Source organism: Pseudomonas sp. BRG-100 (assembly GCF_000737955.1).
Taxonomy (GTDB): domain Bacteria; phylum Pseudomonadota; class Gammaproteobacteria; order Pseudomonadales; family Pseudomonadaceae; genus Aquipseudomonas; species Aquipseudomonas synxantha_A.
On sequence record NZ_JPRX01000001.1, the window covers coordinates 4,340,747 to 4,361,790 of the forward strand.

General features: G+C 60.3%; 21 protein-coding genes. 12 read left to right on the top strand and 9 right to left on the bottom strand.

The features are described from left to right. Nucleotides 1-115: 115 nt before the first annotated feature. Nucleotides 116-460 (bottom strand): cupin domain-containing protein, encoded by a 345-nt coding sequence (locus JH25_RS08175; RefSeq protein ID WP_003194115.1) that lies wholly within the window; start codon nucleotides 458-460, stop codon nucleotides 116-118. A gap of 368 nt (nucleotides 461-828) precedes the next feature. Here JH25_RS08175 and kynB point away from each other — a divergent pair, with 368 nt between their 5' ends. Next, a complete protein-coding gene (gene kynB / locus JH25_RS08170; RefSeq protein WP_005791369.1) occupies nucleotides 829-1,479 on the top strand; it encodes an arylformamidase in 651 nt (216 codons plus the stop codon). Beyond that, nucleotides 1,476-2,333 (top strand): tryptophan 2,3-dioxygenase, encoded by an 858-nt coding sequence (gene kynA, locus JH25_RS08165; protein WP_005791367.1) that lies wholly within the window; start codon nucleotides 1,476-1,478, stop codon nucleotides 2,331-2,333. The genes kynB and kynA overlap by 4 nt, the downstream gene beginning before the upstream one ends. Nucleotides 2,334-2,416: 83 nt before the next feature. Here the strand turns inward: kynA and JH25_RS08160 are convergent, their stop codons facing one another. From JH25_RS08160 to antA, 4 genes are all read right to left on the bottom strand, one after another. Next, nucleotides 2,417-3,817, bottom strand: a complete 1,401-nt coding sequence (locus JH25_RS08160) for an amino acid permease (protein WP_005791366.1) — start codon at nucleotides 3,815-3,817, stop codon at nucleotides 2,417-2,419. Nucleotides 3,818-3,888: 71 nt separating this feature from the next. After that, on the bottom strand, nucleotides 3,889-4,896 hold the full coding sequence (antC, locus tag JH25_RS08155) for an anthranilate 1,2-dioxygenase electron transfer component AntC (protein WP_032879489.1): 1,008 nt from the start codon (nucleotides 4,894-4,896) through the stop codon (nucleotides 3,889-3,891). A gap of 18 nt (nucleotides 4,897-4,914) precedes the next feature. Beyond that, nucleotides 4,915-5,406, bottom strand: a complete 492-nt coding sequence (antB, locus tag JH25_RS08150) for an anthranilate 1,2-dioxygenase small subunit (RefSeq protein ID WP_005791362.1) — start codon at nucleotides 5,404-5,406, stop codon at nucleotides 4,915-4,917. Beyond that, nucleotides 5,406-6,797, bottom strand: a complete 1,392-nt coding sequence (antA, locus tag JH25_RS08145) for an anthranilate 1,2-dioxygenase large subunit (RefSeq protein ID WP_032879492.1) — start codon at nucleotides 6,795-6,797, stop codon at nucleotides 5,406-5,408. The genes antB and antA overlap by 1 nt, the downstream gene beginning before the upstream one ends. Nucleotides 6,798-7,110: 313 nt before the next feature. On the opposite strand from antA, the gene JH25_RS08140 reads away from it, so the two are divergent. Further along, the gene (locus tag JH25_RS08140; protein ID WP_032879494.1) at nucleotides 7,111-8,103 is read left to right on the top strand and encodes an AraC family transcriptional regulator; all 993 of its coding nucleotides are present in this window, start codon (nucleotides 7,111-7,113) and stop codon (nucleotides 8,101-8,103) included. A gap of 133 nt (nucleotides 8,104-8,236) precedes the next feature. On the opposite strand, the gene JH25_RS08135 is transcribed toward JH25_RS08140, so the two are convergent. Beyond that, nucleotides 8,237-9,112 carry a LysR family transcriptional regulator gene (locus JH25_RS08135; RefSeq protein ID WP_032879497.1) on the bottom strand — a complete coding sequence of 292 codons (876 nt, stop codon included), beginning with the start codon at nucleotides 9,110-9,112 and terminating at the stop codon, nucleotides 8,237-8,239. Between the two features lie 114 nt (nucleotides 9,113-9,226). Here JH25_RS08135 and JH25_RS08130 point away from each other — a divergent pair, with 114 nt between their 5' ends. The 3 genes from JH25_RS08130 to catA are packed head-to-tail and all read left to right on the top strand — an operon-like array spanning nucleotide 9,227 to nucleotide 11,627. Then, nucleotides 9,227-10,354, top strand: coding sequence for a muconate cycloisomerase family protein (locus JH25_RS08130; RefSeq protein ID WP_032879498.1), 1,128 nt, complete (start codon nucleotides 9,227-9,229; stop codon nucleotides 10,352-10,354). Nucleotides 10,355-10,366: 12 nt separating this feature from the next. Next, nucleotides 10,367-10,657: a muconolactone Delta-isomerase gene (catC, locus tag JH25_RS08125; RefSeq protein WP_032879502.1), complete on the top strand. Its 291-nt coding sequence runs from the start codon at nucleotides 10,367-10,369 to the stop codon at nucleotides 10,655-10,657. A gap of 40 nt (nucleotides 10,658-10,697) precedes the next feature. Further along, on the top strand, nucleotides 10,698-11,627 hold the full coding sequence (gene catA, locus JH25_RS08120) for a catechol 1,2-dioxygenase (RefSeq protein ID WP_032879505.1): 930 nt from the start codon (nucleotides 10,698-10,700) through the stop codon (nucleotides 11,625-11,627). Nucleotides 11,628-11,758: 131 nt separating this feature from the next. On the opposite strand, the gene JH25_RS08115 is transcribed toward catA, so the two are convergent. Continuing rightward, nucleotides 11,759-12,232 (bottom strand): Lrp/AsnC family transcriptional regulator, encoded by a 474-nt coding sequence (locus JH25_RS08115; RefSeq protein WP_032879507.1) that lies wholly within the window; start codon nucleotides 12,230-12,232, stop codon nucleotides 11,759-11,761. Between the two features lie 144 nt (nucleotides 12,233-12,376). Between JH25_RS08115 and kynU the strand changes: the two genes are divergently transcribed. Then, on the top strand, nucleotides 12,377-13,627 hold the full coding sequence (gene kynU / locus JH25_RS08110) for a kynureninase (RefSeq protein WP_032879509.1): 1,251 nt from the start codon (nucleotides 12,377-12,379) through the stop codon (nucleotides 13,625-13,627). A gap of 152 nt (nucleotides 13,628-13,779) precedes the next feature. Next, a complete protein-coding gene (locus tag JH25_RS08105) occupies nucleotides 13,780-15,186 on the top strand; it encodes an amino acid permease (RefSeq protein ID WP_032879510.1) in 1,407 nt (468 codons plus the stop codon). Here JH25_RS08105 and JH25_RS08100 read toward each other — a convergent pair. Further along, on the bottom strand, nucleotides 15,132-16,022 hold the full coding sequence (locus tag JH25_RS08100; protein WP_032879512.1) for a LysR substrate-binding domain-containing protein: 891 nt from the start codon (nucleotides 16,020-16,022) through the stop codon (nucleotides 15,132-15,134). The two genes, JH25_RS08105 and JH25_RS08100, sit on opposite strands and share 55 nt — an antisense overlap. Nucleotides 16,023-16,211: 189 nt before the next feature. Here JH25_RS08100 and JH25_RS08095 point away from each other — a divergent pair, with 189 nt between their 5' ends. The 4 genes from JH25_RS08095 to JH25_RS08080 all read left to right on the top strand — a co-directional run bounded on the left by JH25_RS08095 (nucleotide 16,212) and on the right by JH25_RS08080 (nucleotide 20,553). After that, nucleotides 16,212-16,976 (top strand): sulfite exporter TauE/SafE family protein, encoded by a 765-nt coding sequence (locus JH25_RS08095; RefSeq protein WP_032879514.1) that lies wholly within the window; start codon nucleotides 16,212-16,214, stop codon nucleotides 16,974-16,976. Nucleotides 16,977-17,018: 42 nt separating this feature from the next. Continuing rightward, the gene (locus tag JH25_RS08090) at nucleotides 17,019-17,915 is read left to right on the top strand and encodes a LysR family transcriptional regulator (RefSeq protein ID WP_032879515.1); all 897 of its coding nucleotides are present in this window, start codon (nucleotides 17,019-17,021) and stop codon (nucleotides 17,913-17,915) included. A 103-nt stretch (nucleotides 17,916-18,018) separates the two neighbouring features. Continuing rightward, a complete protein-coding gene (locus JH25_RS08085) occupies nucleotides 18,019-18,912 on the top strand; it encodes an NAD-dependent epimerase/dehydratase family protein (RefSeq protein ID WP_032879516.1) in 894 nt (297 codons plus the stop codon). A gap of 195 nt (nucleotides 18,913-19,107) precedes the next feature. Further along, nucleotides 19,108-20,553 (top strand): SulP family inorganic anion transporter, encoded by a 1,446-nt coding sequence (locus tag JH25_RS08080; protein ID WP_032879517.1) that lies wholly within the window; start codon nucleotides 19,108-19,110, stop codon nucleotides 20,551-20,553. Nucleotides 20,554-20,610: 57 nt separating this feature from the next. Here the strand turns inward: JH25_RS08080 and JH25_RS08075 are convergent, their stop codons facing one another. Continuing rightward, nucleotides 20,611-20,991 carry a lysozyme inhibitor LprI family protein gene (locus JH25_RS08075; protein WP_032879519.1) on the bottom strand — a complete coding sequence of 127 codons (381 nt, stop codon included), beginning with the start codon at nucleotides 20,989-20,991 and terminating at the stop codon, nucleotides 20,611-20,613. Nucleotides 20,992-21,044: the final 53 nt, after the last annotated feature.

The window sequence follows — 21,044 nt, forward strand, 5'->3', positions numbered from 1 at the left end:
AACGGCTGTTGTTTGTTTTTACTTTTTGTGGTTTGGGGGGGCAGCGGGGCAGTTGGCACGACGCCGGGGCGTTGAAGCAAAAAGGGCCAGGATGACCCTTTTTCAGGTGAAGGGATCAAGCAAAAACGAAGTACTTGCGCACGGTCTCCACTACTTCCCAGGTACCTTTCATGCCTGGCTCCACCACGAAGATATCCCCTGCGCGCAGATGAATCGGCGCCATGCCTTCAGGCGTGATCACGCAGTAGCCTTCCTGGAAATGGCAGTATTCCCACTTCACGTACTCCACGTACCACTTGCCCGGCGTGCAGATCCAGGTGCCCATGATCTTGCTGCCGTCTTCGCTGGTATAAGCGTTGAGGTTGACGGTGTGCGGGTCGCCTTCAAGCTTTTCCCATTTGCAGGCATCCAGGACCGGCAGTGGGTGGGTGTCGCGCAGTACGGTGATGGGCTTGGACATGATGACTCCGAGGCAGGGAAGGGAAAGCTCAACCCTAAGGCCTTGGGCGCTGCGCCAGTGGTCTGAACTCGACATCGGGATGTCCAGAAGCGCAGGTCATGTGATGAACTGGAAATCACCCCCATCCCTGTGGGAGCCGGGCTTGCCCGCGATAGCGGAGTGTCAGGCAATGAAGAGGCTGGCTGCGCCATCGTCATCGCGGGCAAGCCCGGCTCCCACAAGGGGCATGTCTAAACGAAAGATTTGTGCAGTAACTGACCATTTCCTCGCAGTAAGTGCGAAACATTTCCCATCTCACGCCAGATTCGCAAGAAAATTCAGAGCTGGCCCTCGTATCATTCACCCCAGTACCCAGTGAGAGCCTTGCAATGAACCCAATAAAAACGTGGTGGGATATCAGCCCGCCCTTGAGCACGGCGACCCCGACCTGGCCGGGCGATACGCCGTTCCAGGAAGAGCGCGTGTGGCAGTTCGGCCCGGAGTGTCCGGTAAATGTGGGCCGCGTAACCCTGTCGCCGCACACCGGTGCCCATGTGGATGCACCGCTGCATTACAGCGCCGATGGCGCGCCGATTGGCGAGGTTTCGCTGGATGTGTACATGGGCCCGTGCCGGGTATTGCATTGCCTGGGCAGCGGCGCGTTGGTGCAGCCGCATCAGTTGCAAGGGCGTGTGGATAACCTGCCGGAGCGCGTGCTCTTGCGTACTTATCCACAAGCGCCACTGACTGAATGGGATTCGAATTTCACTGCCATCGCCCCGCAAACCATTGAGCTGCTCGCCGGCCTGGGTGTGCGCCTGATCGGTATCGATACGCCGTCCCTGGACCCGCAACAATCCAAGACCATGGATTCCCACAACGCCGTGGCGCGCCATGGCATGGCGATCCTCGAAGGCATAGTGCTCGATGAAGTGCCGGAGGGCGACTATGAACTGATCGCGCTGCCGCTACGTTTTGCCCATCTCGATGCCAGCCCGGTCCGCGCCATTCTCCGCCCGCTCAAGGAGCCCACGCGATGAGCCAATGTCCTTTCTCAGCTGATTACCAACCGCCGGAAGAATGGCATAACGCCGAACTGAATTTTTCCGAGTCCATGAGCTATGGCGATTACCTGGACCTGGGCAAAGTCCTCAGCGCCCAGCACCCGCTGTCGCCAGACCACAACGAAATGCTCTTCATCATCCAGCACCAGACCTCGGAGCTGTGGATGAAGCTGATGCTTCACGAACTCAAGGCTGCCCGCGAACATGTGCGCCTGGGTGAGCTGCCACCAGCGTTCAAGATGCTGGCGCGGGTGTCGCGGATCTTCGATCAACTGGTACACGCCTGGGCCGTGCTGGCGACCATGACGCCGTCGGAGTACAAGGCGATTCGCCCGTTCCTGGGGCAGTCGTCGGGGTTTCAGTCGTTCCAGTACCGTGAGATCGAATTCATCCTGGGCAACAAAAGCCCGGCGCTGCTGCGGCCCCATGCTCATCGCCCGGATTTGCTGCAGCAATTGCAGGTGGCAATTGCCACGCCGTCGCTGTATGACGAAGCGGTCAACCTGATGGTCAAGGCCGGACTGGCGATTGACCCGCAGCGCGCCGAACGCGACCCGACGGCGGCCACAGTGCATGACGACTCCGTGGAGGCGGCGTGGCGCGAGGTGTATCGCGACCCGAATCGGTACTGGGACCTGTATCAGTTGGCCGAGAAGTTTATCGACCTGGAAGATTCGTTCCGCCAATGGCGCTTCCGACATGTCACCACGGTGGAGCGCATCATCGGCTTCCAGCCGGGTACCGGCGGCACAGAGGGCGTGGGGTATTTGCGCAAGATGCTCGACACGGTGCTGTTCCCTGAACTCTGGCGAGTACGTTCCACGCTCTAAACAAAAAAGCCCCGGATCTGCGGGGCTTTTCATTTGGAATGCAGCTAAAAATGTGGGAGGGAGCAAGCCCCCTCCCACAGAGGTTACTGGGTTACTGCAACTTTCCCGTTTCTGATCCGAAACCGATAGGCGATGTAGATAATTCCCACCCACACCGGCATCGCATACACCGACTCGCGAATCCCCGGAATCGCCAGCATCACGCCAATGATCATCACCATGAACGCCAGGCACAGGTAGTTGCTGAACGGGAACCAGAAGGTCTTGAACGACGGTGTCACGCCTTGCTCGCCCATGGCCTTGCGGAACTTGATGTGGGTCAGGCTGATCAGCGCCCAGTTGATCATCAACGAAGCAACCACCAGCGCGAACAGCAACTCCAGCGCACTGTGCGGCGCGACGTAGTTGACCACCACGCACAGCATCGTCACCAACGCCGAAATCGCCAGGGCCCGCAGCGGAACTCCTTGTTTGTTGAGCTTCATCAGCGCCTTGGGCGCGTCACCCTGCTCGGCCAGGCCGAACAACATGCGGCTGTTGCAGTACACGCCGCTGTTGTACACCGACAACGCCGCGGTCAGCACCACGAAGTTGAGGATGTGGGCGGCGGTGTCGTTGCCGATCAGCGAGAAGATCTGCACAAACGGGCTGCCGCTGTAGGCATCGCCCGACGCGCCGAGGGTTTGCAGCAATTGATCCCACGGGTACAGCGACAACAGCACGGTCAGTGCGCCGACGTAGAAAATCAGGATGCGGTACACCACCTGGTTGATCGCTTTGGGGATGACCTTGCGCGGTTCGCTGGCTTCGGCGGCGGTGATGCCGACCAGTTCCAGGCCGCCGAACGAGAACATGATGAAGGCCATGGACATCAGCAGTCCCATGCCGCCGTTGGGGAAGAAACCGCCGTGGCTCCACAGGTTGCTGACCGACGCTTGCGGGCCGCCAGTGCCGCTGAACAGCAGGTAGCAGCCGAGCACGATCATGCCGACAATCGCCACCACCTTGATGATCGCAAACCAGAACTCGGCTTCACCGAAGAACTTCACGTTCAGGGTGTTGATCAGGTTCACCGCAACAAAGAACACCAGCGCGCTGACCCAGGTTGGAATCTCCGGCCACCAGAACTGGATGTACTTGCCCACCGCGGTTAACTCGGCCATGCCCACCAGCACGTAGAGCACCCAGTAGTTCCAGCCGGCCAGAAAACCCGCGTAGCCGCCCCAGTATTTGTGCGCAAAGTGGCTGAAGGAGCCGGCCACCGGCTCTTCGACGATCATCTCGCCGAGCTGGCGCATGATCAGGAACGCGATAAAGCCGGCCACCGCATAGCCCAGGATCATCGACGGCCCCGCCGACTTGAGTACCCCGGCCGAGCCGAGGAACAAGCCTGTACCAATCGCGCCTCCCAAGGCGATCAGCTGAATGTGCCGGTTCTTCAGGCCACGCTTGAGGCCCACCGGGTTAACCATGTCATCCGCCATTAACATTCCCTTCTACTTGTTTTTCTCAAGGGTGATTGCACGCCGCATCGGCCCCTCAGAACTGCTGAGGGTCAGATATTACTCTGCGTAAACTTTTCGTAATACAGCTGAACGCCATCAAGTGCCTGATCCACCAGCCATTGTTGAATGGATTCGACCATTGGAGGGGGGCCGCACACGTACATATCCGCCGATCTGTCCCGCAATTCGGCCAGGTCAAAATGTTCGGTGAGGTAGCCGCGCTTGCCGGGCCATTCGGATGAAGCATCGCTGAGTACTTCGGTGTAGCGAAAGCCCGGGATTGTCCTCGCGTAGTCCTGGATACGCGCCGCTTCGCATAAATCCTCGGCACTGCGCACGCCGTAGTAGAGGTGCACCGGTTGCGAGCAGCCGTTGGCCGCCAGTTCATCGAGCATACCCAGCAACGCCGACAACCCGGTACCGCCCGCCACCAGCACCAGCGGCCGGGTGACATGCCGGAGGTAGAACGCCCCCAATGGCGCCTCCAGCAGCATCGCGTCGCCCGCCTGGCAGCGTTCGCGCAGGTAGTTGCTCATCACCCCATCCGGCAGCAGGCGCACCAGGAACTGCAGTTGGTTACCCGGCCGATTGGCGAAGGAGTAGGAGCGCCAACTGTCGGTGCCGGGCACCGCGACACGAGCGTACTGGCCAGGCAGGAAATCCAGTGGCTGGTCCAGTTGCACCTGCAAGATCGCCGTACTGGTGGAGACCTGCTGCACGTCGCTCACCGTACCGCGTACCTGCACTGGCCCGGATGCATTGCACAGGCTTGAATCGAAGTCGAAGTAGAAGGTGGCGTCGGACTGCACCCGAGTCTGGCAACTGAGCATCTTGCGTTGCTGCAGGTCGAGGCTCGAGAGCGCTTCTTCGTCGACATAGTCCTGGGTGTACTCGCCGGATTCGCAACGCCCCTGGCAAGTGCCGCACACGCCTTCGCGGCAATCGAGCGGGATCTTGATACCGTTGCGCAGGGCTGCATCCAACAGGATTTCATTGGCGCCCACCGGGAAGAACAAGGTCTTGCCATCGGCAAAGCTGAAGGCCACTTTGTGATTCATTGGAAAAACTCCCGGTGCCTATAGGTGATAGAAATCCAGCACCGAGTTGATGGTGTCGTTGAGCAGTAAGGCGTGCTTGCGCATGATCAGCCAGCTGTCGCCCGCAGGCTTCAGGTGGTACGTGGCATGCCCGTAGAACTGCTCGGACGTGGCCAGGCGATAGAACAACGTGTGCCAGTTCAAGCGCACCTCCAACGTGCCGTCAGCCTGCTCCGAAATGCGCAGGTTATTGATCAGGTGCAGAGTGCGCGGCATTGGCGTCGCCGAGGCAGCCTTGCCGGTGCGCAGGCGGAACACGCGGTCTTCCAGGCCCGAACGGTTGGCGTAGTAGATCAACGACATCTCACGTTTTGGGTCTTTGGTGTAGACGTGTTCCGAGTCCCATTGCGGCAAATGGAATTCGCTCTGGGGGTCGAACAACTGCACGTAGGCGTCCCAGTCCTGGGCGTCGCACAGTTCGGATTTACGGTAAAAAAACTGCTCGACCCGGTACTGCAATTGCGCATTCATCACTTCACCTCCCGCAGGCTCAGGGCCCGCTGGTCCAAACCCTTGAGCAGAAACTGTTGCCAATTGCGGTGCTGGTTGACGTACAAGCCTTCGTGGGTGAATTCAGTGCCGGTCATGGCCGGTTGAATGCCGATGGCTTCACTGTTGGGCGTGGGTCCGGTCTCCCAGCGGTGGCTGCCCCGTGATATATCGCTCCAGCGTTCCAGGCGGCCCTGGAAACCGCGCTGGGCTTCGCGAAACTCCACCAGGTCGTCCGGCGTGCCCATGCCCGAGACGTTGAAGAAATCTTCGAACTGGCGAATGCGGTTTTCGCGATCCGCGTCGGACTCACCCTTGACCCCCAGGCATTGGCTGATGATCTCGGTCTTGTTCCAGGCCACTGGGCGGATGATGCGCAGCTGCGAACTGATCTGGTCGAGAAAGAACAGGCTAGGGTAGATGTTCAGGTTGCGCAGGCGGTGCATCATCCATTCGGCCTTTTGCTGGCCATGTTCGGCCACCAGGCGCGGCATGATGGTGGCGTAGCCGGAACGTACGCTGGGGTTGGGCATGTCGCTGAACAACACACTGTGGCCGTTATTGAAGGCGAACCAGCCGTCATCGGTATTCGCGTCGCCGGCGCCGAGCTTGCTGTAGTCCAGCGTTGTGCTTGCGCCTGCGCCGTTCTCGGTATTGACCTGCTGGCGATGCTGCACCGTGGCCACGTAGTTGTAGTGCACGGTGCTGACGTGATAACCGTCCAGCCCGTTTTCGTTTTGCAGCTTCCAGTTGCCGTCGTAGGTGTAGGCCGACTTGCCCGGCAGCACTTCCAGCTCACCGGTCGCCGATTGCGCGACCATCATGTCGAAGAACACTTTGGCGTCGCCGAGGAAATCTTCCAGGCTGTTGGTGCCGTTTACGTCGAGGCTGATAAAGACAAAGCCTTTGTAGCTGTCGATGCGCGCCTTTTTCAGGCCGCGGGTGGCTTTATCAAACCCTTCGGGGTATTCCCCCGGCGCCTTGACCTTGACCAGCCGGCCATCGCTTTTGTAGCACCAGGCGTGGAACGGGCAGGTAAAGGTGGACTGGTTGCCCTTGCCCACCCGGGTGAGGGTGGTGCCGCGGTGCTGGCAGGCATTGATCAACGCGTTGAGCCGGCCTTCGCCGTCGCGGGTGATGATCATCGGCTGGCGCCCGGCACGCATCGTCACGAAGTCGTGGTTATTGGCCAGTTCGCTTTCGTGACAGGCATAGATCCAGTTTTTCTCGAAGATCAGTTCCATCTCCAGGTCGAACAACTCGGGTTCGGTGAACATGTCGCGGGCGATGCGGAACACTTCATCTGCCGGGCGAAAGTCCAGGCAGCTTTCGATAAAGGTTTTCCACTGCTCGACGGTTCTTGCACCACTCATGGGAGGCACCTTTTGATAATGGCTAAAACGGGTGAGCCATTAAGGCGCTGCAGAAGGGCGGTGGGCTATCCGCTTAATGGGGGAAGATGGGCCGCAAAGTTGGGCAGCAAATACTCAACACGGTGCGGCGCGGTGACGCAATGGGCTACTGTCATTGCAGGTGACGGTCGCAGAAAACCTGAATTTATCCACATAGTCGACGGTTGCTATCCACGTGGTTGCAACGGCGCCGACGTGGCTTGGAACTTGCTGTCGATGTTCAACGATGCGCCGCCAGAGCGCGCAAACGCCTAACCGCCGTGGGTGCAGCCCGATGAGTAGCCAGACACACGATATTCATATTCAACGCTTTGACCTCGAAGGTGCCCGCAGCTGGATGTCCGGCATCTGCGGGCCCCATCGCCTGGCGACGGCTACCCCCGAGCGCCTGCGATTTCATCACAGCGCCAACGTGTTCAAGTCCCGCGCCACCACCCTGGGTGTGATTGAGTACGGCACCGACGTGACTATCGACATCGAAGACGCCGAGCATTTCAGCAGCTACAGCCTGAGCCTGCCGTTGGTGGGCGAACAGGAGCTGAGCAAGAACGGTGAACGCCTCAGTTCCAACCGCGACCAGGGCGTGATCATTTCACCCAACGAGCACCAGGTGCTGGCGATTTCCGGTGACTGTCGCAAGTTGCAGGTGGTGATCACCCGTACGGCGATGAGCGAGTCGCTGGAAGGTTTGCTGCAACGGCCCATTGATGCGCCGCTGCGCTTTGAACCGGTGATGGATGCCGTGGACGGCGCCCCGGCTTCGTGGTGGCGCATGGCGCGATACTTCATCGCCGAACTGGAATGCAGCAGCGAGTTGTACGAGCAGGCAGCATTTACCCGGGACCTGGAAAGCTCGCTGATCAAAGGGCTGATCCTGGCCCAGCCGAATAACTATTCTGAAGAATTGCGCGAGGTGTTGGGGGTAAAACTGCCGCACTACCTGATTCGTGCGCGCCAGTACATCCACGACAACGCCCGTGAAGCGCTGCACCTGGAAGACCTGGAAGCGGCGGCCGGGGTGTCGCGGTTCAAGCTGTTCGATGCGTTTCGCAAGTACTTCGCCTTGTCGCCCATGGCGTATCTGAAGAAGCATCGGTTGGGGGCGGTGCGTCAGGAGATTCTTGAACAGGGCTCGGTGCGTACTATCTCTGAAATTGCGTTGGGTTGGGGCTTTACTCACCTGGGGCGGTTTTCGGCGGAGTACCGCAAGTTGTTTGATGAGTCGCCCAGTCAGACACAGCAGCGCAAGCGCATGCGCATTACTTGAACCTGATGAAGATCAAAATGTGGGAGGGGGCTTGCTCCCGATAGCGGTGTGTCAGGCACTGGAAAAGTTGACTGAACCACAGCTATCGGGAGCAAGCCCCCTCCCACATTGGATTTGTGGTGCATATGGAATCTCAGATCAACTCTTCCACCAGTTGCAGGCAATGAGTCAGCCCCGGCGACTGGTCATTCACCCGTCGGCTCAGAATGATCGGCGAGGTCGCAGTCGCCTCCACCACCGGCGTATAGCCAATATCCGCCCGATGCAGCACCTGCACCGACGCCGGTACCAGCGTTACACCCATACCGGCGCCTACCAGGCCGATGGCGGTCTGCAACTCGTTGGTCCACTGCGCCACCTTCAGGCTCAAACCGTGGGCGTCGAACAGCGCGATCACATGGTCGGCATAACTGGGGCGCGGGTTGCCTGGGTAGAGCACAAAGGGCTCGGTGGCCAACTGGGCGAGGGTGGCAGGGGCACCCAGCAAGGGGTGACCGCTGGGCAGCACGGCCACCAGGCGATCCTCCACCAATACGCGCTGGACGATGGCCGGGTCGTCGATGCGAATGCGCCCGAAACCCACATCGATGCGCCCGGCCTTGAGCGCTTCGACCTGTTGCAGCGTAGTCATCTCCGACAAGCCCAACTCCAGCTCCAGGGCCTCGTGATTGCGCAGCCTGCGAATCAGTTCCGGCAGCACGCCGTACAAGGTCGAGGGTGCAAAGCCGATGCCCAGCCACGTCTTTTCGCCCAGGCCAATGCGCCGTGTGTTGTCGCAAACCGTGCCCAGCTGTTCGAGCAGCACATTGGCGTGTTCATAGAAAAACCGCCCGGCTTCGGTCAGGCGCAACGGTCGGCTACGCTCCAGCAGCAGCACCCCCAGTTCATCCTCCAGCTGCTGGATTTGCCGGCTCAAGGGCGGCTGGGCGATGTGCAGGCGTTCGGCAGCCCGGGTGAAATTGAGGGTCTCGCCCAGCACCTGGAAATAGCGCAAGTGACGCAGTTCCATATCGACTCCTTTCATACCTTGAGGGTATCGCACAAGACCAATTCTATATTGGAAGCCCGAAAAAATGCGGAACAGAATCGACGCAAATCTATAAAGAACCCAACGGGTATTGCCATGCCGATTTGCACCATCGAGTCGATCGACACCCTCATCGTCGATCTCCCCACCATTCGCCCGCACAAGCTGGCGATGCACACCATGCAAAACCAGACCCTGGTGATTATCCGTCTGCGGTGCACCGACGGCATTGAAGGCATCGGCGAAGCTACCACCATCGGTGGCCTCAGCTATGGCAATGAAAGCCCCGACAGCATCAAGGTCAACATCGACCGCCACTTCGCCCCGCTGCTGATCGGCCAGGATGCGAGCAACATCAACGCGGCCATGTTGCGCCTGGAGCGCAGTATTCGCGGCAACACCTTTGCCAAGTCCGGCATCGAAAGCGCCTTGCTCGACGCCCTCGGCAAACGCCTGGGGCTGCCGGTCAGCGAACTGCTGGGCGGGCGTGTGCGTGACGCGTTGCCGGTGGCCTGGACCCTGGCCAGCGGCAATACCGAACAGGACATCAGCGAGGCCGAGAAAATGCTCGACCTGCGCCGTCACCGCATCTTCAAATTGAAGATCGGCGCCGGTGAAGTCAGCCGCGACCTGGCCCATGTGATCGCGATCAAAAAAGCTCTGGGCGAGCGCGCCAGTGTGCGTGTCGACGTCAACCAGGCCTGGGATGAGGCCGTGGCGCTGCGGGCGTGCAAGGTGCTCGGCGACAACGGTATCGACCTTATCGAGCAACCCATCTCACGCAACAACCGTGGCGGTATGGCCCGGCTCAACCTGTCGAGCCCGGTGCCGATCATGGCCGATGAGTCTATCGAGTGTGTCGAAGATGCGTTCAACCTGGCGCGTGAAGGCGCGGCCTCGGTGTTTGCCCTCAAGATCGCCAAGAACGGTGGGCCCCGCGCCGTGCTGCGTACGGCGGCGATCGGCGAGGCGGCAGGCATCGGCCTGTACGGCGGCACCATGCTCGAAGGCGGTATCGGCACCCTGGCGTCGGCCCATGCCTTCCTCACGCTGAACACACTGGCGTGGGGCACCGAGCTGTTCGGCCCGTTGTTGCTCACCGAAGACATCCTTGCCGAGCCACCGGTGTACCGCGATTTCCAGCTGCATGTTTCCACTGCACCGGGCCTGGGCCTGGCGCTCGATGAAGAGCGTCTGGCGTTCTTTAGCCGTGACAAATACTAAGAGGCGCCTGCCATGTTGTTCCACGTAAAAATGACTGTGAACCTGCCCCTCGACATGCATCCCGAGCGTGCCGACAGCCTCAAGGCCGAAGAGAAAACCCTGGCGCAACGCCTGCAACAAGAGGGCAAGTGGCGCCACCTGTGGCGCATCGCCGGGCACTACGCCAACTACAGCGTGTTCGATGTCGACAGCGTGCAGGACCTGCATGACCTGCTGATGCAACTGCCATTGTTTCCTTACATGGCTATCGAAGTGAATGCGCTGTGCCGGCACCCGTCGTCCATCCATGCGGACGACCGCTAAGCCGGTTTCAACCTGATAATTACAAGATGAGGAGTGCACCATGTCCATCCGCCTGTCCCAGACTGCCCACGCCCAACGCTTTCTCGAAGAAGCCAGCGGCAACCTCAATGACGCCGGCAACCCGCGCGCCAAGGCGCTGATCTACCGGATCCTGCGCGACACTGTGAACATCATCGAAGACCTGGAAGTGACTCCCGAGGAGTTCTGGAAGGCGGTCAACTACCTCAATGATCTGGGTAAAAACCAGGAAGCCGGCCTGCTCGCCGCTGGCCTGGGCCTGGAGCATTACCTGGACCTGTTGATGGACGCCGCCGATGAGCAGGCGGGCAAGTCCGGCGGTACACCGCGCACCATCGAAGGCCCGCTGTACGTGGCCGGCGCGCCGCTGTCCAAATACGAGGCACGGCTGGATGATGGCAAGGATGACGCGGTGCCGTTGTTCATGCGCGGGCAAGTGCGCGATACCGAGGGCAAGCCATTGGCGGGGGCGATTGTCGATGTGTGGCAGGCCAATACGGGCGGTACTTATTCGTGGTTCGACCCGAACCAGTCTGAATTCAACCTGCGCCGACGTATCGAGACGGATGCCCAGGGCCACTACCGTTTTCGCAGCATCGTACCCTCGGGCTACGGCTGCCCGCCGACCGGGCCGACGCAGCAGTTGCTCGATCAATTGGGGCGCCACGGGCAACGGCCGGCGCATATCCACTTTTTCATCTCGGCGCCCGGGCATCGGCACCTGACCACCCAGATCAACCTCTCGGATGACCCGTACCTGCATGATGACTTTGCCTATGCCACCCGCGATGAACTGATTGCCGAGATCCGCTTCAGCGACGATCCGCAACTGGCGCGGGAATTTGGCGTGGAAGGGCGGTTTGCGCAGATTGATTTTGACTTTGAGTTGCAGGTGGCTGATGCGCCGGTGGAGCAAAAGCGCATGCAACGCACACGGGCTCTCGAGGACTGAGCGCGGGCAGAATGTGGGAGGGGGCTTGCCCCCGATAGCAGTGTGTCAGTCACTTATTTACTAACTGATCCTCCGCTATCGGGAGCAAGCCCCCTCCCACATTTAGTTCACATTTGATCTGTAGTGATGGGTTACTTGCGCAGGACCAGATCCAGCACCTCATCCCGATCCTTGATCTTCTGCAGCACAATTTCAGAGCGAATATCCATCACCCCCGCCGTGCGGTTCAGGTGGTTCACGATAAAGTCCGAAAAGTGCTTGAGGTTGCGTGCCTGCACCCGCAGCACATAGTTGCTGGCACCGGTGATCACATAGGCGCTCGCCACCTCTGGCCAGCCTTGCACCTTCTTGATAAAGGTCTCATGCCAGTCCTCGATATCCTGGCGCAGCGACAGGTGCACGATGGCTTCGAGCTCGATCCCCAACTGTTCGGCATTCAATACCGCGCGATAGCCGCTGATGATTCCTTCACTCTCCAACAAGCGCAAACGGCGCAGGCAGGCAGAGGGTGACAGCGCGACTTTTTCCGCCAGTTCCTGGTTGCTGATACGGCCATCCTGTTGCAGAAAATGCAGGAGGCGCAGGTCGGTGGCGTCGAGAATCATGCTTGGAAGATATCCGCGTATTTTGAGATTAAATTCGAATTTCCTACAGCTTAAATAGCCGTTTACCCACCACTTTGCACGAAAATTCTCTAAAAGTTCGTTCATTATTTGGTCCATCCTCACTTATAAAAACCAGGACGACCCATGACCACTCGAAGCCATTGCCAAGCCCTCGACACCCAGGACCCTTTGGCACCCCTGCGTGCCCAATTCGCCCTGCCCGAGGGCGTGATCTACCTCGACGGCAACTCCCTCGGCGCGCGCCCGGTGGCAGCGCTGGAGCGGGCACAGCAGGTGATCGCCCAAGAGTGGGGCAATGGCTTGATTCGCAGCTGGAACAGCGCAGGCTGGGCGGATTTGTCCCAGCGCCTGGGCAATCGCCTCGCACCGTTGATCGGTGCGCGTGAGGGCGAAGTGGTGGTCACCGATACCACTTCGATCAACCTGTTCAAGGTGCTGAGCGCGGCGTTGAGTGTGCAGCGTCAACGCTCCCCGGCGCGCAAGGTGATCGTCAGCGAAGCGAATAACTTTCCCACCGATTTGTATATTGCCGAGGGCCTGGCCGAACTGCTGCAACAAGGCTATTCCCTGCGCCTGGTCAACAGCCCGGCCGAACTGCCCCAGGCCATCGACGCAGACGTGGCGGTGGTGATGCTCACCCACGTCAACTACAAGACTGGCTACATGTACGACATGGCGGCGCTGACTGCGCTGAGCCACGAGTGTGGCGCGCTGAGCCTTTGGGACCTGGCGCACTCAGCGGGCGCGGTGCCTGTGGACCTGCACCAGGCCGGCGCTGATTATGCCATTGGCTGCACCTACAAATACCTCAATGGCGGCCCGGGCTCCCAGGCATTTGTGTGGGTCAACCCGGCGTTGGTGGATGTGGTGCGCCAGCCGTTGTCAGGCTGGTTCGGGCATACCCGTCAGTTCGCCATGGAATCGAGCTACGCCCCCAGCGCCGGCATCGCGCGCTACCTGTGCGGTACCCAGCCGATCACTTCGTTGGCCATGGTGGAATGCGGCCTGGACATTTTCGCCCAGACCGACATGGACAGCCTGCGCCGCAAATCCCTGGCATTGACCGACCTGTTTATCGCGTTGGTCGAAAGCCGCTGCGACGCCCATGGCCTGGAACTGATCACGCCGCGTGAGCACGCCCGGCGCGGCAGCCATGTGAGCTTCGAACACCCCGAAGGTTACGCGGTGATCCAGGCCCTGATCGCCCGAGGCGTGATCGGCGATTACCGTGAGCCGCGGATCATGCGCTTTGGTTTCACGCCGCTGTACACAAGCTTTACCGAGGTGTGGGACGCCGTGGAAATCCTCGGTGAAATTCTCGACAACTGCACCTGGGACCAGCCGCAATTCAAAGTCCGAAACAGCGTTACTTAATAGCACCACAGACCCAATGTGGGAGGGGCTTGCTCCCGATAGCGGTGTGTCAGTTGACATATCAGTGACTGACACACTGCTATCGGGAGCAAGCCCCCTCCCACAGGATTCACCGCCAGCAGCAACCATCACAATAATAAAGGGGCACTCCAGTGACCACGCCAGACAACGGCTTTGCAGAAATCACCCACCGCGAACTGGGCCTCAGGCGCCAGCTCACTTCCGGCCAGATGAGCATGATCGCTATCGGTGGCGCCATCGGCACCGGGCTGTTCATGGGCAGCGCCTACGCCATCGGCTATGCCGGGCCCAGCGTGCTGGTGAGCTATGCCATCGGCGCCTTGATCACCTTGCTGCTGATGGGCTGCCTGGCAGAGATGACGGTGGCTCATTCCACCTCTGGCTCCTTTGGCGCCTATGCCGAGTTCTACATCAGCCCGTTGGCCGGGTTCCTGGTGCGGTATGCCTATTGGGCGGCGATTGTGCTGGCGGTGGGCGCGGAGGTCACGGCGGTGGCGATGTATATGAAGTACTGGTTCGCCAATGTGCCGGAATGGGTATGGATCGTATCGTTTTCCAGTGTATTGATTGTGCTCAATGCGATCAGCGTGAAGACCTTCGGCAACTTCGAATACTGGTTCTCGACGATCAAGATCAGCGCCATTGTCGGCTTCATCATCCTGGCGGTGTATGTGGTGTTCGGTTCTGGCAACCCGCAGTACGGCGTGCAGAACTACACGGCCCACGACGGCTTTTTCCCCCATGGTTTGAGCGGCATGTGGATCGCGGTGATTGTGTCGATCTTCAGCTACCTCAGCGTCGAGATGATCGCCGTGGCCGCTGGTGAAGCGGCCGACCCGGAGCAGGCGGTGAAGAAAGCCTTTCGCGCAACCATCGTGCGGCTGGTGGTGTTCTACCTGCTGACCCTGGCGCTGATGCTTGCCATCGTGCCGTGGAACCAGGCTGGTCAGAGCCAGAGCCCGTTCGTGACGGTGATGCAGACCATCGGCATTCCGGGCGCCACCGGGGTGATGAATTTCGTGATTCTGATCGCAGCGCTGTCGGCGATGAACAGCCAGCTCTACATCACCACGCGCATGATGTTCAGCCTGTCGCGCGCAGGTTTTGCACCCAAGTCCATGGGCGCCTTGAGCAAGAATGGCATCCCGCTGAATGCCTTGTTGCTTTCCAGCTCGGGCATTGCCCTGGCGACCCTGCTGAATGTGGTGTACCCGGAAAGCTCATTCACCCTGATGATGGCGATCTCGATGTTTGGCGCGATCTTCACCTGGTTCATGATCTTCCTCACGCACCTGTTCTTTCGCCGCTATCGCAAGCGCCATGGCGGAGCGAAGTTGTCGTTCCAGCTGCGGTTTTTTCCCTACAGTACGCTGCTGGGGTTGGTGCTGATGGGGGCGGTAATGATCACCACCTATTTCACCGAAGCGTTCAAGATGACCTTGGTATTCGGCGTGCCGTTCCTGTTGATTCTGTCGGCGGTGTATTACGGGTTCTTCCGCAAGGGCAGGGCCAAGGCGTCGAACAAAGCCCTGGCGTAACCCGGCAGTTGCTCGAACGAGCGTGCGCATAACAGCAACGAGCGACAGGCCCACTCCTCTTGCAGGGGGTGGGCCTTGAAACGGCGTTCTGACGGCCAGCGCTCCAAGGCTGCCTGCGGCACGATGCCCAGACCCGCGCCGCCGGCGACCATGCGAATCAACCCATTAAAACCGTCGGCGCGAATGCGTGTCTGCAAGCGAAAGCCTGTGTGCAGTGCCTGTTCTTCCAGATAAACCGCCAGCGCGCTGTTGGCCGCCAGGCCCACGTAGTCGTATTGCAAGCTGTCGATAAAACTCGGGCGGGTCAACGGGTGGTCCAGGGGCATGATCAGCACCAGCGGATCATCGCGAAACGCCAGGGTCTGCAAGCCGTGGGTGTCCACGGCATCGGAAATAATCCCCAGGTCGGCGGTGCCCTGGCGCAAGGCTTGGGTGATGCGCAGGCTGGGCAATTCTTGCAAGTCGATATCGAGATTGGGGTGCTCGCACAGAAAGTGTGCGAGCAATTCAGGCAGGTACTCGCTAAGGGCGGTGGTATTGCACAGCAAGCGTACCTGGCCTTTGACGCCATTGGCGTATTCGGCCAGGTCCTGTTGCAGGTGTTCGGCCTGTTGCAACAGCAGGCGAGCATGCCGAGCCAGGGCTTTGCCTGCCGGCGTTGGGGTGACGCCACGGCGGCCACGCTCAAGAAACGCGATGCCCAGTGAAGACTCCATTGCCCGGATGCGTGCGCTGGCGGCCGCCAGGGATAAATGACTACGGGCTGCACCGGCAGTGATATTGCCGCTGTCGAGGATGTGCAGATAGAGGCGCAGGTCGATCAGGTCAAAGTGCATGGCTGCAGGTTTCCGGTGACTGGGCGGGCGTCATCGCAGGCAAGCCATCTCCCACATGTTGAACTGTGAATACATTCAAGTGTGGGAGCTGGCTTGCCTGCGATGACGGCATCAGCCTCACAAAAAACAAGAGGCTGCCTCAGTATATGGCGAATTTTCAGCCTCTCTCCAGCCCTGCACAATCGGTGCATGAATACCTTCCTAGCGTTTTACCAAAACCTCGGTCCAACCCTGACAGCGTTGGTCATCACTACCTTCCTGCTGGCCGGTACGGTCAAAGGCATCATCGGCCTTGGCCTGCCCACTGTAGCCATGGGCATGCTCGGCCTGGCTATGTTACCGGCGCAGGCTGCGGCGTTGCTGATCATTCCTTCGACTATCACCAATCTCTGGCAGCTGACGTTTGGCGGTCATTTGAGTGCCTTGCTCAAACGCCTGTGGCCGATGCTGTTGCTTATTTTCTGCGGCACCGGGCTAGGCTCCGTGTGGCTGGGCATGGACGGTGGGCCGTGGGTGGTCCGCGCGTTGGGTGCGGCGTTGCTGGTATATGCGTTGAGCGGCTTGTTCCTGCCGACCTTCAAGGTCGCGCCCCGGACCGAGCGCTGGCTGGGGCCCTTGTGTGGGCTGATCACCGGCATCATCACCTCGGCCACCGGTGTTTTCGTGATCCCTGCGGTGCCGTATCTGCAAGCGCTGGGCTTGAGTCGTGATCAGTTGGTGCAGGCGCTGGGGCTGTCGTTCACGGTGTCGACACTGGCGCTGGCCGCCGGGCTGGCCTGGCGCGGAGCCCTGGGCGGTGGTGAAATCGGTGCGTCAGTGTTGGCGCTGGTGCCGGCATTGCTGGGGATGTGGCTGGGCCAAGTGGTTCGCCGACGCATTAGTGCGCTGTGGTTCAAGCGTGGGTTTTTCACGGGCATGGCGTTGTTGGGAGGCCATTTGTTGCTGGCTGGTTAATAATGACCGTGCCTGTGTCAGCCGATAAATGAAGGACCGCCCGTGAAAGCCCGTTCCGATGAGCTACAGATCTTCGTCAGCGTGATTGAATGCGGCTCGATTTCTGCCGCCGCCGAAAAGGTCGGGCAAACGCCGTCTGCGGTCAGCCGCACGCTGTCGCGCCTGGAAGCCAAGCTCGACACCACGCTGATCAACCGCACCACGCGACGCATGGACCTGACTGAAGAGGGCAAGTACTTCTTCGAGCAGGCCAAGGTGATCCTGGCGCAGATGGACGAGCTGGAAGAGCGCCTGTCGTCGCGCCAGAAAAAACCGGCCGGCCGCCTGCGTATCAATGCCGCAGTACCGTTCATGCTGCACGGGATCGTGCCGTACATCGCCGAGTTTCGCCGCTTGTACCCGGATATCCAGTTGGAACTCAACAGCGACGACTTGATCATCGACCTGCTTGAGCAAAGCACCGACATCGCCATTCGCATCGGCACCCTGGCCGACTCGACCCTTCATGCGCGCTCCCTGGGCAGCACGCCGCTGCATATCCTGGCCAGCCCCGACTACCTCGAGCAGTACGGCACGCCGACGACCGTTGCCGAGTTGGCCGATCACACCTTGCTGGGCTTCACTCACACCGAGACCCTCAACCACTGGCCGCTGCGTCATGGCGAAGGTGACCGCTGGCTGATCCAGCCCAGTGTCAGCGCATCCAGTGGCGAAACTGTGCGCCAGTTGGCGCTGCAGGGGCAGGGTATTTGTTGCCTGTCGAATTTCATGACGGTCGACGATATCGATGCCGGCCGTCTGGTGCCCATGCTGGAGGCGTTCAACAGTGGTTATCGCCAGCCGATCCACGCGGTGTTCTATCGCAACTCGCAATTGGCGCTGCGCATTCAGTGTTTCCTGGAGTTCATTCAGGCCAAGCTGGCGCGGTATGCGCGCTGATTCGTGACTTGCACGCAAGAGTGAATTGGGCCGTACGGGCTTATTCGACAGCAGTGGGGGCTGGATACTGGGTGCATCACTTACCCAGTCAGGAGCAACCTCCATGAATGTATTCGTTACCGGTGCAGCAGGGTTTATTGGCGGTTCCATCGCCACCGGCCTGGTCAACGCTGGCCATGACGTCACCGGCCTGGTGCGCAGCGCCGAACAAGCCGCCGAAATGACCGCCCTGGGCATTACGCCGGTGATCGGCACCCTCGACGACGCAGCCGTATTGACCGAGCAGGCACAGAAGGCCGATGCGGTGATCAACGCTGCCAGCAGCGACCATCGCGCCGCCGTGGAAACCTTGCTGGCCGCCTTGAAAGGCTCGAACAAGCCGTTCCTGCATACCAGCGGGTCGAGCATTGTCGGTGATGCGTCGGGCGGCAAGGCCAGTGAAGTCATCTACTTCGAAGGCAACCTGCCTGAGCCGACCGTCGACAAAGCCGCGCGGGTGGCGATCGACAACCTGATCCTCGCGGCGGCCAGTGACGGTGTGAATTCGGCGGTGATCTGCAACACCCTGATCTACGGCCACAGCCTGGGCGTGAAGCGTGACAGCGTGCAATTGCCACGCTTGCTCAAGCAGGCACGCAAGAGCGGTGTAGTGCGCCATGTGGGCAGCGGGCAGAACATCTGGTCCAACGTGCACATTGAGGATGTGGTCGCCCTGTATCTGCTGGCACTGACCAAAAACGTACCGGGTACTTTCTACTTTGTGGAAAGCAGCGAAGCGGCGTTTATCGACATGACTACGGCGATTGCCCAGACGCTGAACCTGGGCGAACCGCAGGATTGGCCGTTGGCCGAGGCTGAAGCCGAGTGGGGCTATGAAATGGCCAACTACGGGTTGGGCTCCAACAGTCGCGTACGCGGCAAGCACGCTCGCGAACTGCTGGGCTGGGTGCCCAAGCGTACGTCGGTGGTGGAGTGGATTCGCAACGAGATGGTCTGATGTTGGCTTGAGACCTGGGTGTAGCTATCGGGAGCAAGCCCCCTCCCACATTTGACCGATTTCCAACTTTGGAATGCATTCAAGTGTGGGAGGGGGCTTGCTCCCGATTGGGGCCACTCAGTTCGGGAGGCTAGCCCCACTCGCCGCAATTCCGTACCATTCCCCGCCTTATCCCTCGCAATTCCCCGGTACTCCATGAACCTCACCCGTCTGCGCGCCGACGCCCTGGCCGGCCTCACCACGTCGTTTGCGCTGCTGCCCGAATGCATCGCCTTTGCCCTGGTGGCCCACCTCAACCCGCTGATGGGGCTCTACGGCGCCTTTATCATCTGCACCCTCACTGCCTTGTTCGGCGGCCGCCCGGGCATGGTCTCGGGCGCAGCCGGCTCGATGGCGGTGGTGATTGTTGCGCTGGTGGTGCAACACGGCGTGGAGTACTTGCTGGCGACAGTACTGCTGGGCGGGTTGATCATGATCGCCTTCGGCCTGCTGCGCCTGGGCAAGCTGGTGCGCATGGTGCCGCACTCGGTGATGCTCGGTTTCGTCAACGGCCTGGCGATTATCATTGCGCTGGCGCAACTGGAACATTTCAAGAGCGGCGAACGCTGGCTAAGCGGCACGCCTTTATATGTGATGGCGGGCCTGGTTGTGGTGACCATGGCGATTGTCTACCTGCTGCCACGCCTGACCCGCGCTGTGCCGCCCGCGTTGGTGGCGATCCTTGGCGTTGGTCTGGCGGTGTACCTGCTTGGTCTGCCGACCCGTACGCTGGGCGATATGGCGCATATCGCCGGTGGCTTGCCGACCTTCGCCCTGCCGCAAATCCCCTGGACCTTCGACACTCTCGGCATCATCGCGCCCTACGCGTTCCTGATGGCGATGGTCGGCCTGCTGGAAACCCTGCTGACCCTCAACCTCACCGACGAAATCACCGAAACCCGAGGCTACCCCGACCGCGAAAGCGTGGCGCTGGGCGCAGCGAATATGGTCTCGGGCCTGTTTGGCGGCATGGGCGGTTGCGCGATGATCGGGCAAACCGTGATCAACCTCAGCTCCGGTGGGCGCGGGCGTTTCTCCGGGGTGTTTGCCGGGGTGATGATCCTGTTGTTCATTCTGTTTCTGTCACCGCTGATTGAGCGTATTCCGCTGGCGGCGCTGGTGGGCGTGATGTTTGTAGTGTCGCAGCAGACCTTCGCCTGGGCCTCGTTGCGGGTGATCAACAAGGTGCCGCTCAATGATGTGCTGGTGATCATGGCGGTGACGATCATCACCGTGTTCACGGATCTGGCCACCGCGGTTCTGTGCGGTATCGTCATCGCCGCGTTGAATTTTGCCTGGCAGCAGGCGCGAGAGCTGTACGCCGATGAACATCTGGAGGCCGACGGCAGCAAGCTTTACCGGGTGCATGGCACCTTGTTCTTCGCCTCGACCACGCCGTTCTTGAACCAATTCGACCCGGCCAATGACCCGGCCCAGGTGACGCTGGATTGCCGCCACCTGAGTGTTGTCGACTATTCGGCGATCGCTGCGCTGATGACGTTGCGCGAGCGCTATGCCAAGGCCGGTAAGCATCTGCGGGTGCTGCATTTATCCGAGCGCTGCAAGAAGCTGCTCAAACGCGCCAGGGTTCACCATGACTGAGTGAGCCCCTGTGGCGAGGGAGCAAGCTCCCTCGCCACAATAGACCGGCTCCAGCAGTCAGGGGCCTACCAGGTCTTCAAGCTCCTGGGCGCGGGTCTGGGTCATGTCCAACACGCAGCCGGAGCCGTTGACCTGATCAATGGTGCCGCCGGTGGCGCTGCCGGCGAAGGCGCAGTTGGCATCGCGGTATTTGATCCACAGGCGCTGCACGTCTTGCAGTTGCTGCTTGTGCGCGCCGTCCTGGGCGGCGAGGGCGGTCTTGTAGGCGCGGTTCAAGCGCTCGTCCTGCACCTTGGCTTGTTTGGCGTTGCAATTGACCATGTCTGCCGTGGTATTGGCGCTGTCCATGCATTTTTTCAACGCGGCATTGTCGGCGGCATACGCTGTGCCACCCAAGCAGAGAAGCAGGGCGCTGGCGACGAGTGTGGTGCGAATCATGGGCGGTTTCCTGAGCATGAGTGGATGCGCATTCTATGACTCAAGGGCGGCGC

What these genes read in the sequence shown, in the direction of transcription:
- JH25_RS08175 (WP_003194115.1), bottom strand. Translation starts at nt 460, where the DNA reads ATGTCCAAGCCCATCACCGTACTGCGCGACACCCACCCACTGCCGGTC.
- kynB (WP_005791369.1), top strand. Translation starts at nt 829, where the DNA reads ATGAACCCAATAAAAACGTGGTGGGATATCAGCCCGCCCTTGAGCACG.
- kynA (WP_005791367.1), top strand. Translation starts at nt 1,476, where the DNA reads ATGAGCCAATGTCCTTTCTCAGCTGATTACCAACCGCCGGAAGAATGG.
- JH25_RS08160 (WP_005791366.1), bottom strand. Translation starts at nt 3,817, where the DNA reads ATGGCGGATGACATGGTTAACCCGGTGGGCCTCAAGCGTGGCCTGAAG.
- antC (WP_032879489.1), bottom strand. Translation starts at nt 4,896, where the DNA reads ATGAATCACAAAGTGGCCTTCAGCTTTGCCGATGGCAAGACCTTGTTC.
- antB (WP_005791362.1), bottom strand. Translation starts at nt 5,406, where the DNA reads ATGAATGCGCAATTGCAGTACCGGGTCGAGCAGTTTTTTTACCGTAAA.
- antA (WP_032879492.1), bottom strand. Translation starts at nt 6,797, where the DNA reads ATGAGTGGTGCAAGAACCGTCGAGCAGTGGAAAACCTTTATCGAAAGC.
- JH25_RS08140 (WP_032879494.1), top strand. Translation starts at nt 7,111, where the DNA reads ATGAGTAGCCAGACACACGATATTCATATTCAACGCTTTGACCTCGAA.
- JH25_RS08135 (WP_032879497.1), bottom strand. Translation starts at nt 9,112, where the DNA reads ATGGAACTGCGTCACTTGCGCTATTTCCAGGTGCTGGGCGAGACCCTC.
- JH25_RS08130 (WP_032879498.1), top strand. Translation starts at nt 9,227, where the DNA reads ATGCCGATTTGCACCATCGAGTCGATCGACACCCTCATCGTCGATCTC.
- catC (WP_032879502.1), top strand. Translation starts at nt 10,367, where the DNA reads ATGTTGTTCCACGTAAAAATGACTGTGAACCTGCCCCTCGACATGCAT.
- catA (WP_032879505.1), top strand. Translation starts at nt 10,698, where the DNA reads ATGTCCATCCGCCTGTCCCAGACTGCCCACGCCCAACGCTTTCTCGAA.
- JH25_RS08115 (WP_032879507.1), bottom strand. Translation starts at nt 12,232, where the DNA reads ATGATTCTCGACGCCACCGACCTGCGCCTCCTGCATTTTCTGCAACAG.
- kynU (WP_032879509.1), top strand. Translation starts at nt 12,377, where the DNA reads ATGACCACTCGAAGCCATTGCCAAGCCCTCGACACCCAGGACCCTTTG.
- JH25_RS08100 (WP_032879512.1), bottom strand. Translation starts at nt 16,022, where the DNA reads ATGCACTTTGACCTGATCGACCTGCGCCTCTATCTGCACATCCTCGAC.
- JH25_RS08095 (WP_032879514.1), top strand. Translation starts at nt 16,212, where the DNA reads ATGAATACCTTCCTAGCGTTTTACCAAAACCTCGGTCCAACCCTGACA.
- JH25_RS08085 (WP_032879516.1), top strand. Translation starts at nt 18,019, where the DNA reads ATGAATGTATTCGTTACCGGTGCAGCAGGGTTTATTGGCGGTTCCATC.
- JH25_RS08080 (WP_032879517.1), top strand. Translation starts at nt 19,108, where the DNA reads ATGAACCTCACCCGTCTGCGCGCCGACGCCCTGGCCGGCCTCACCACG.
- JH25_RS08075 (WP_032879519.1), bottom strand. Translation starts at nt 20,991, where the DNA reads ATGATTCGCACCACACTCGTCGCCAGCGCCCTGCTTCTCTGCTTGGGT.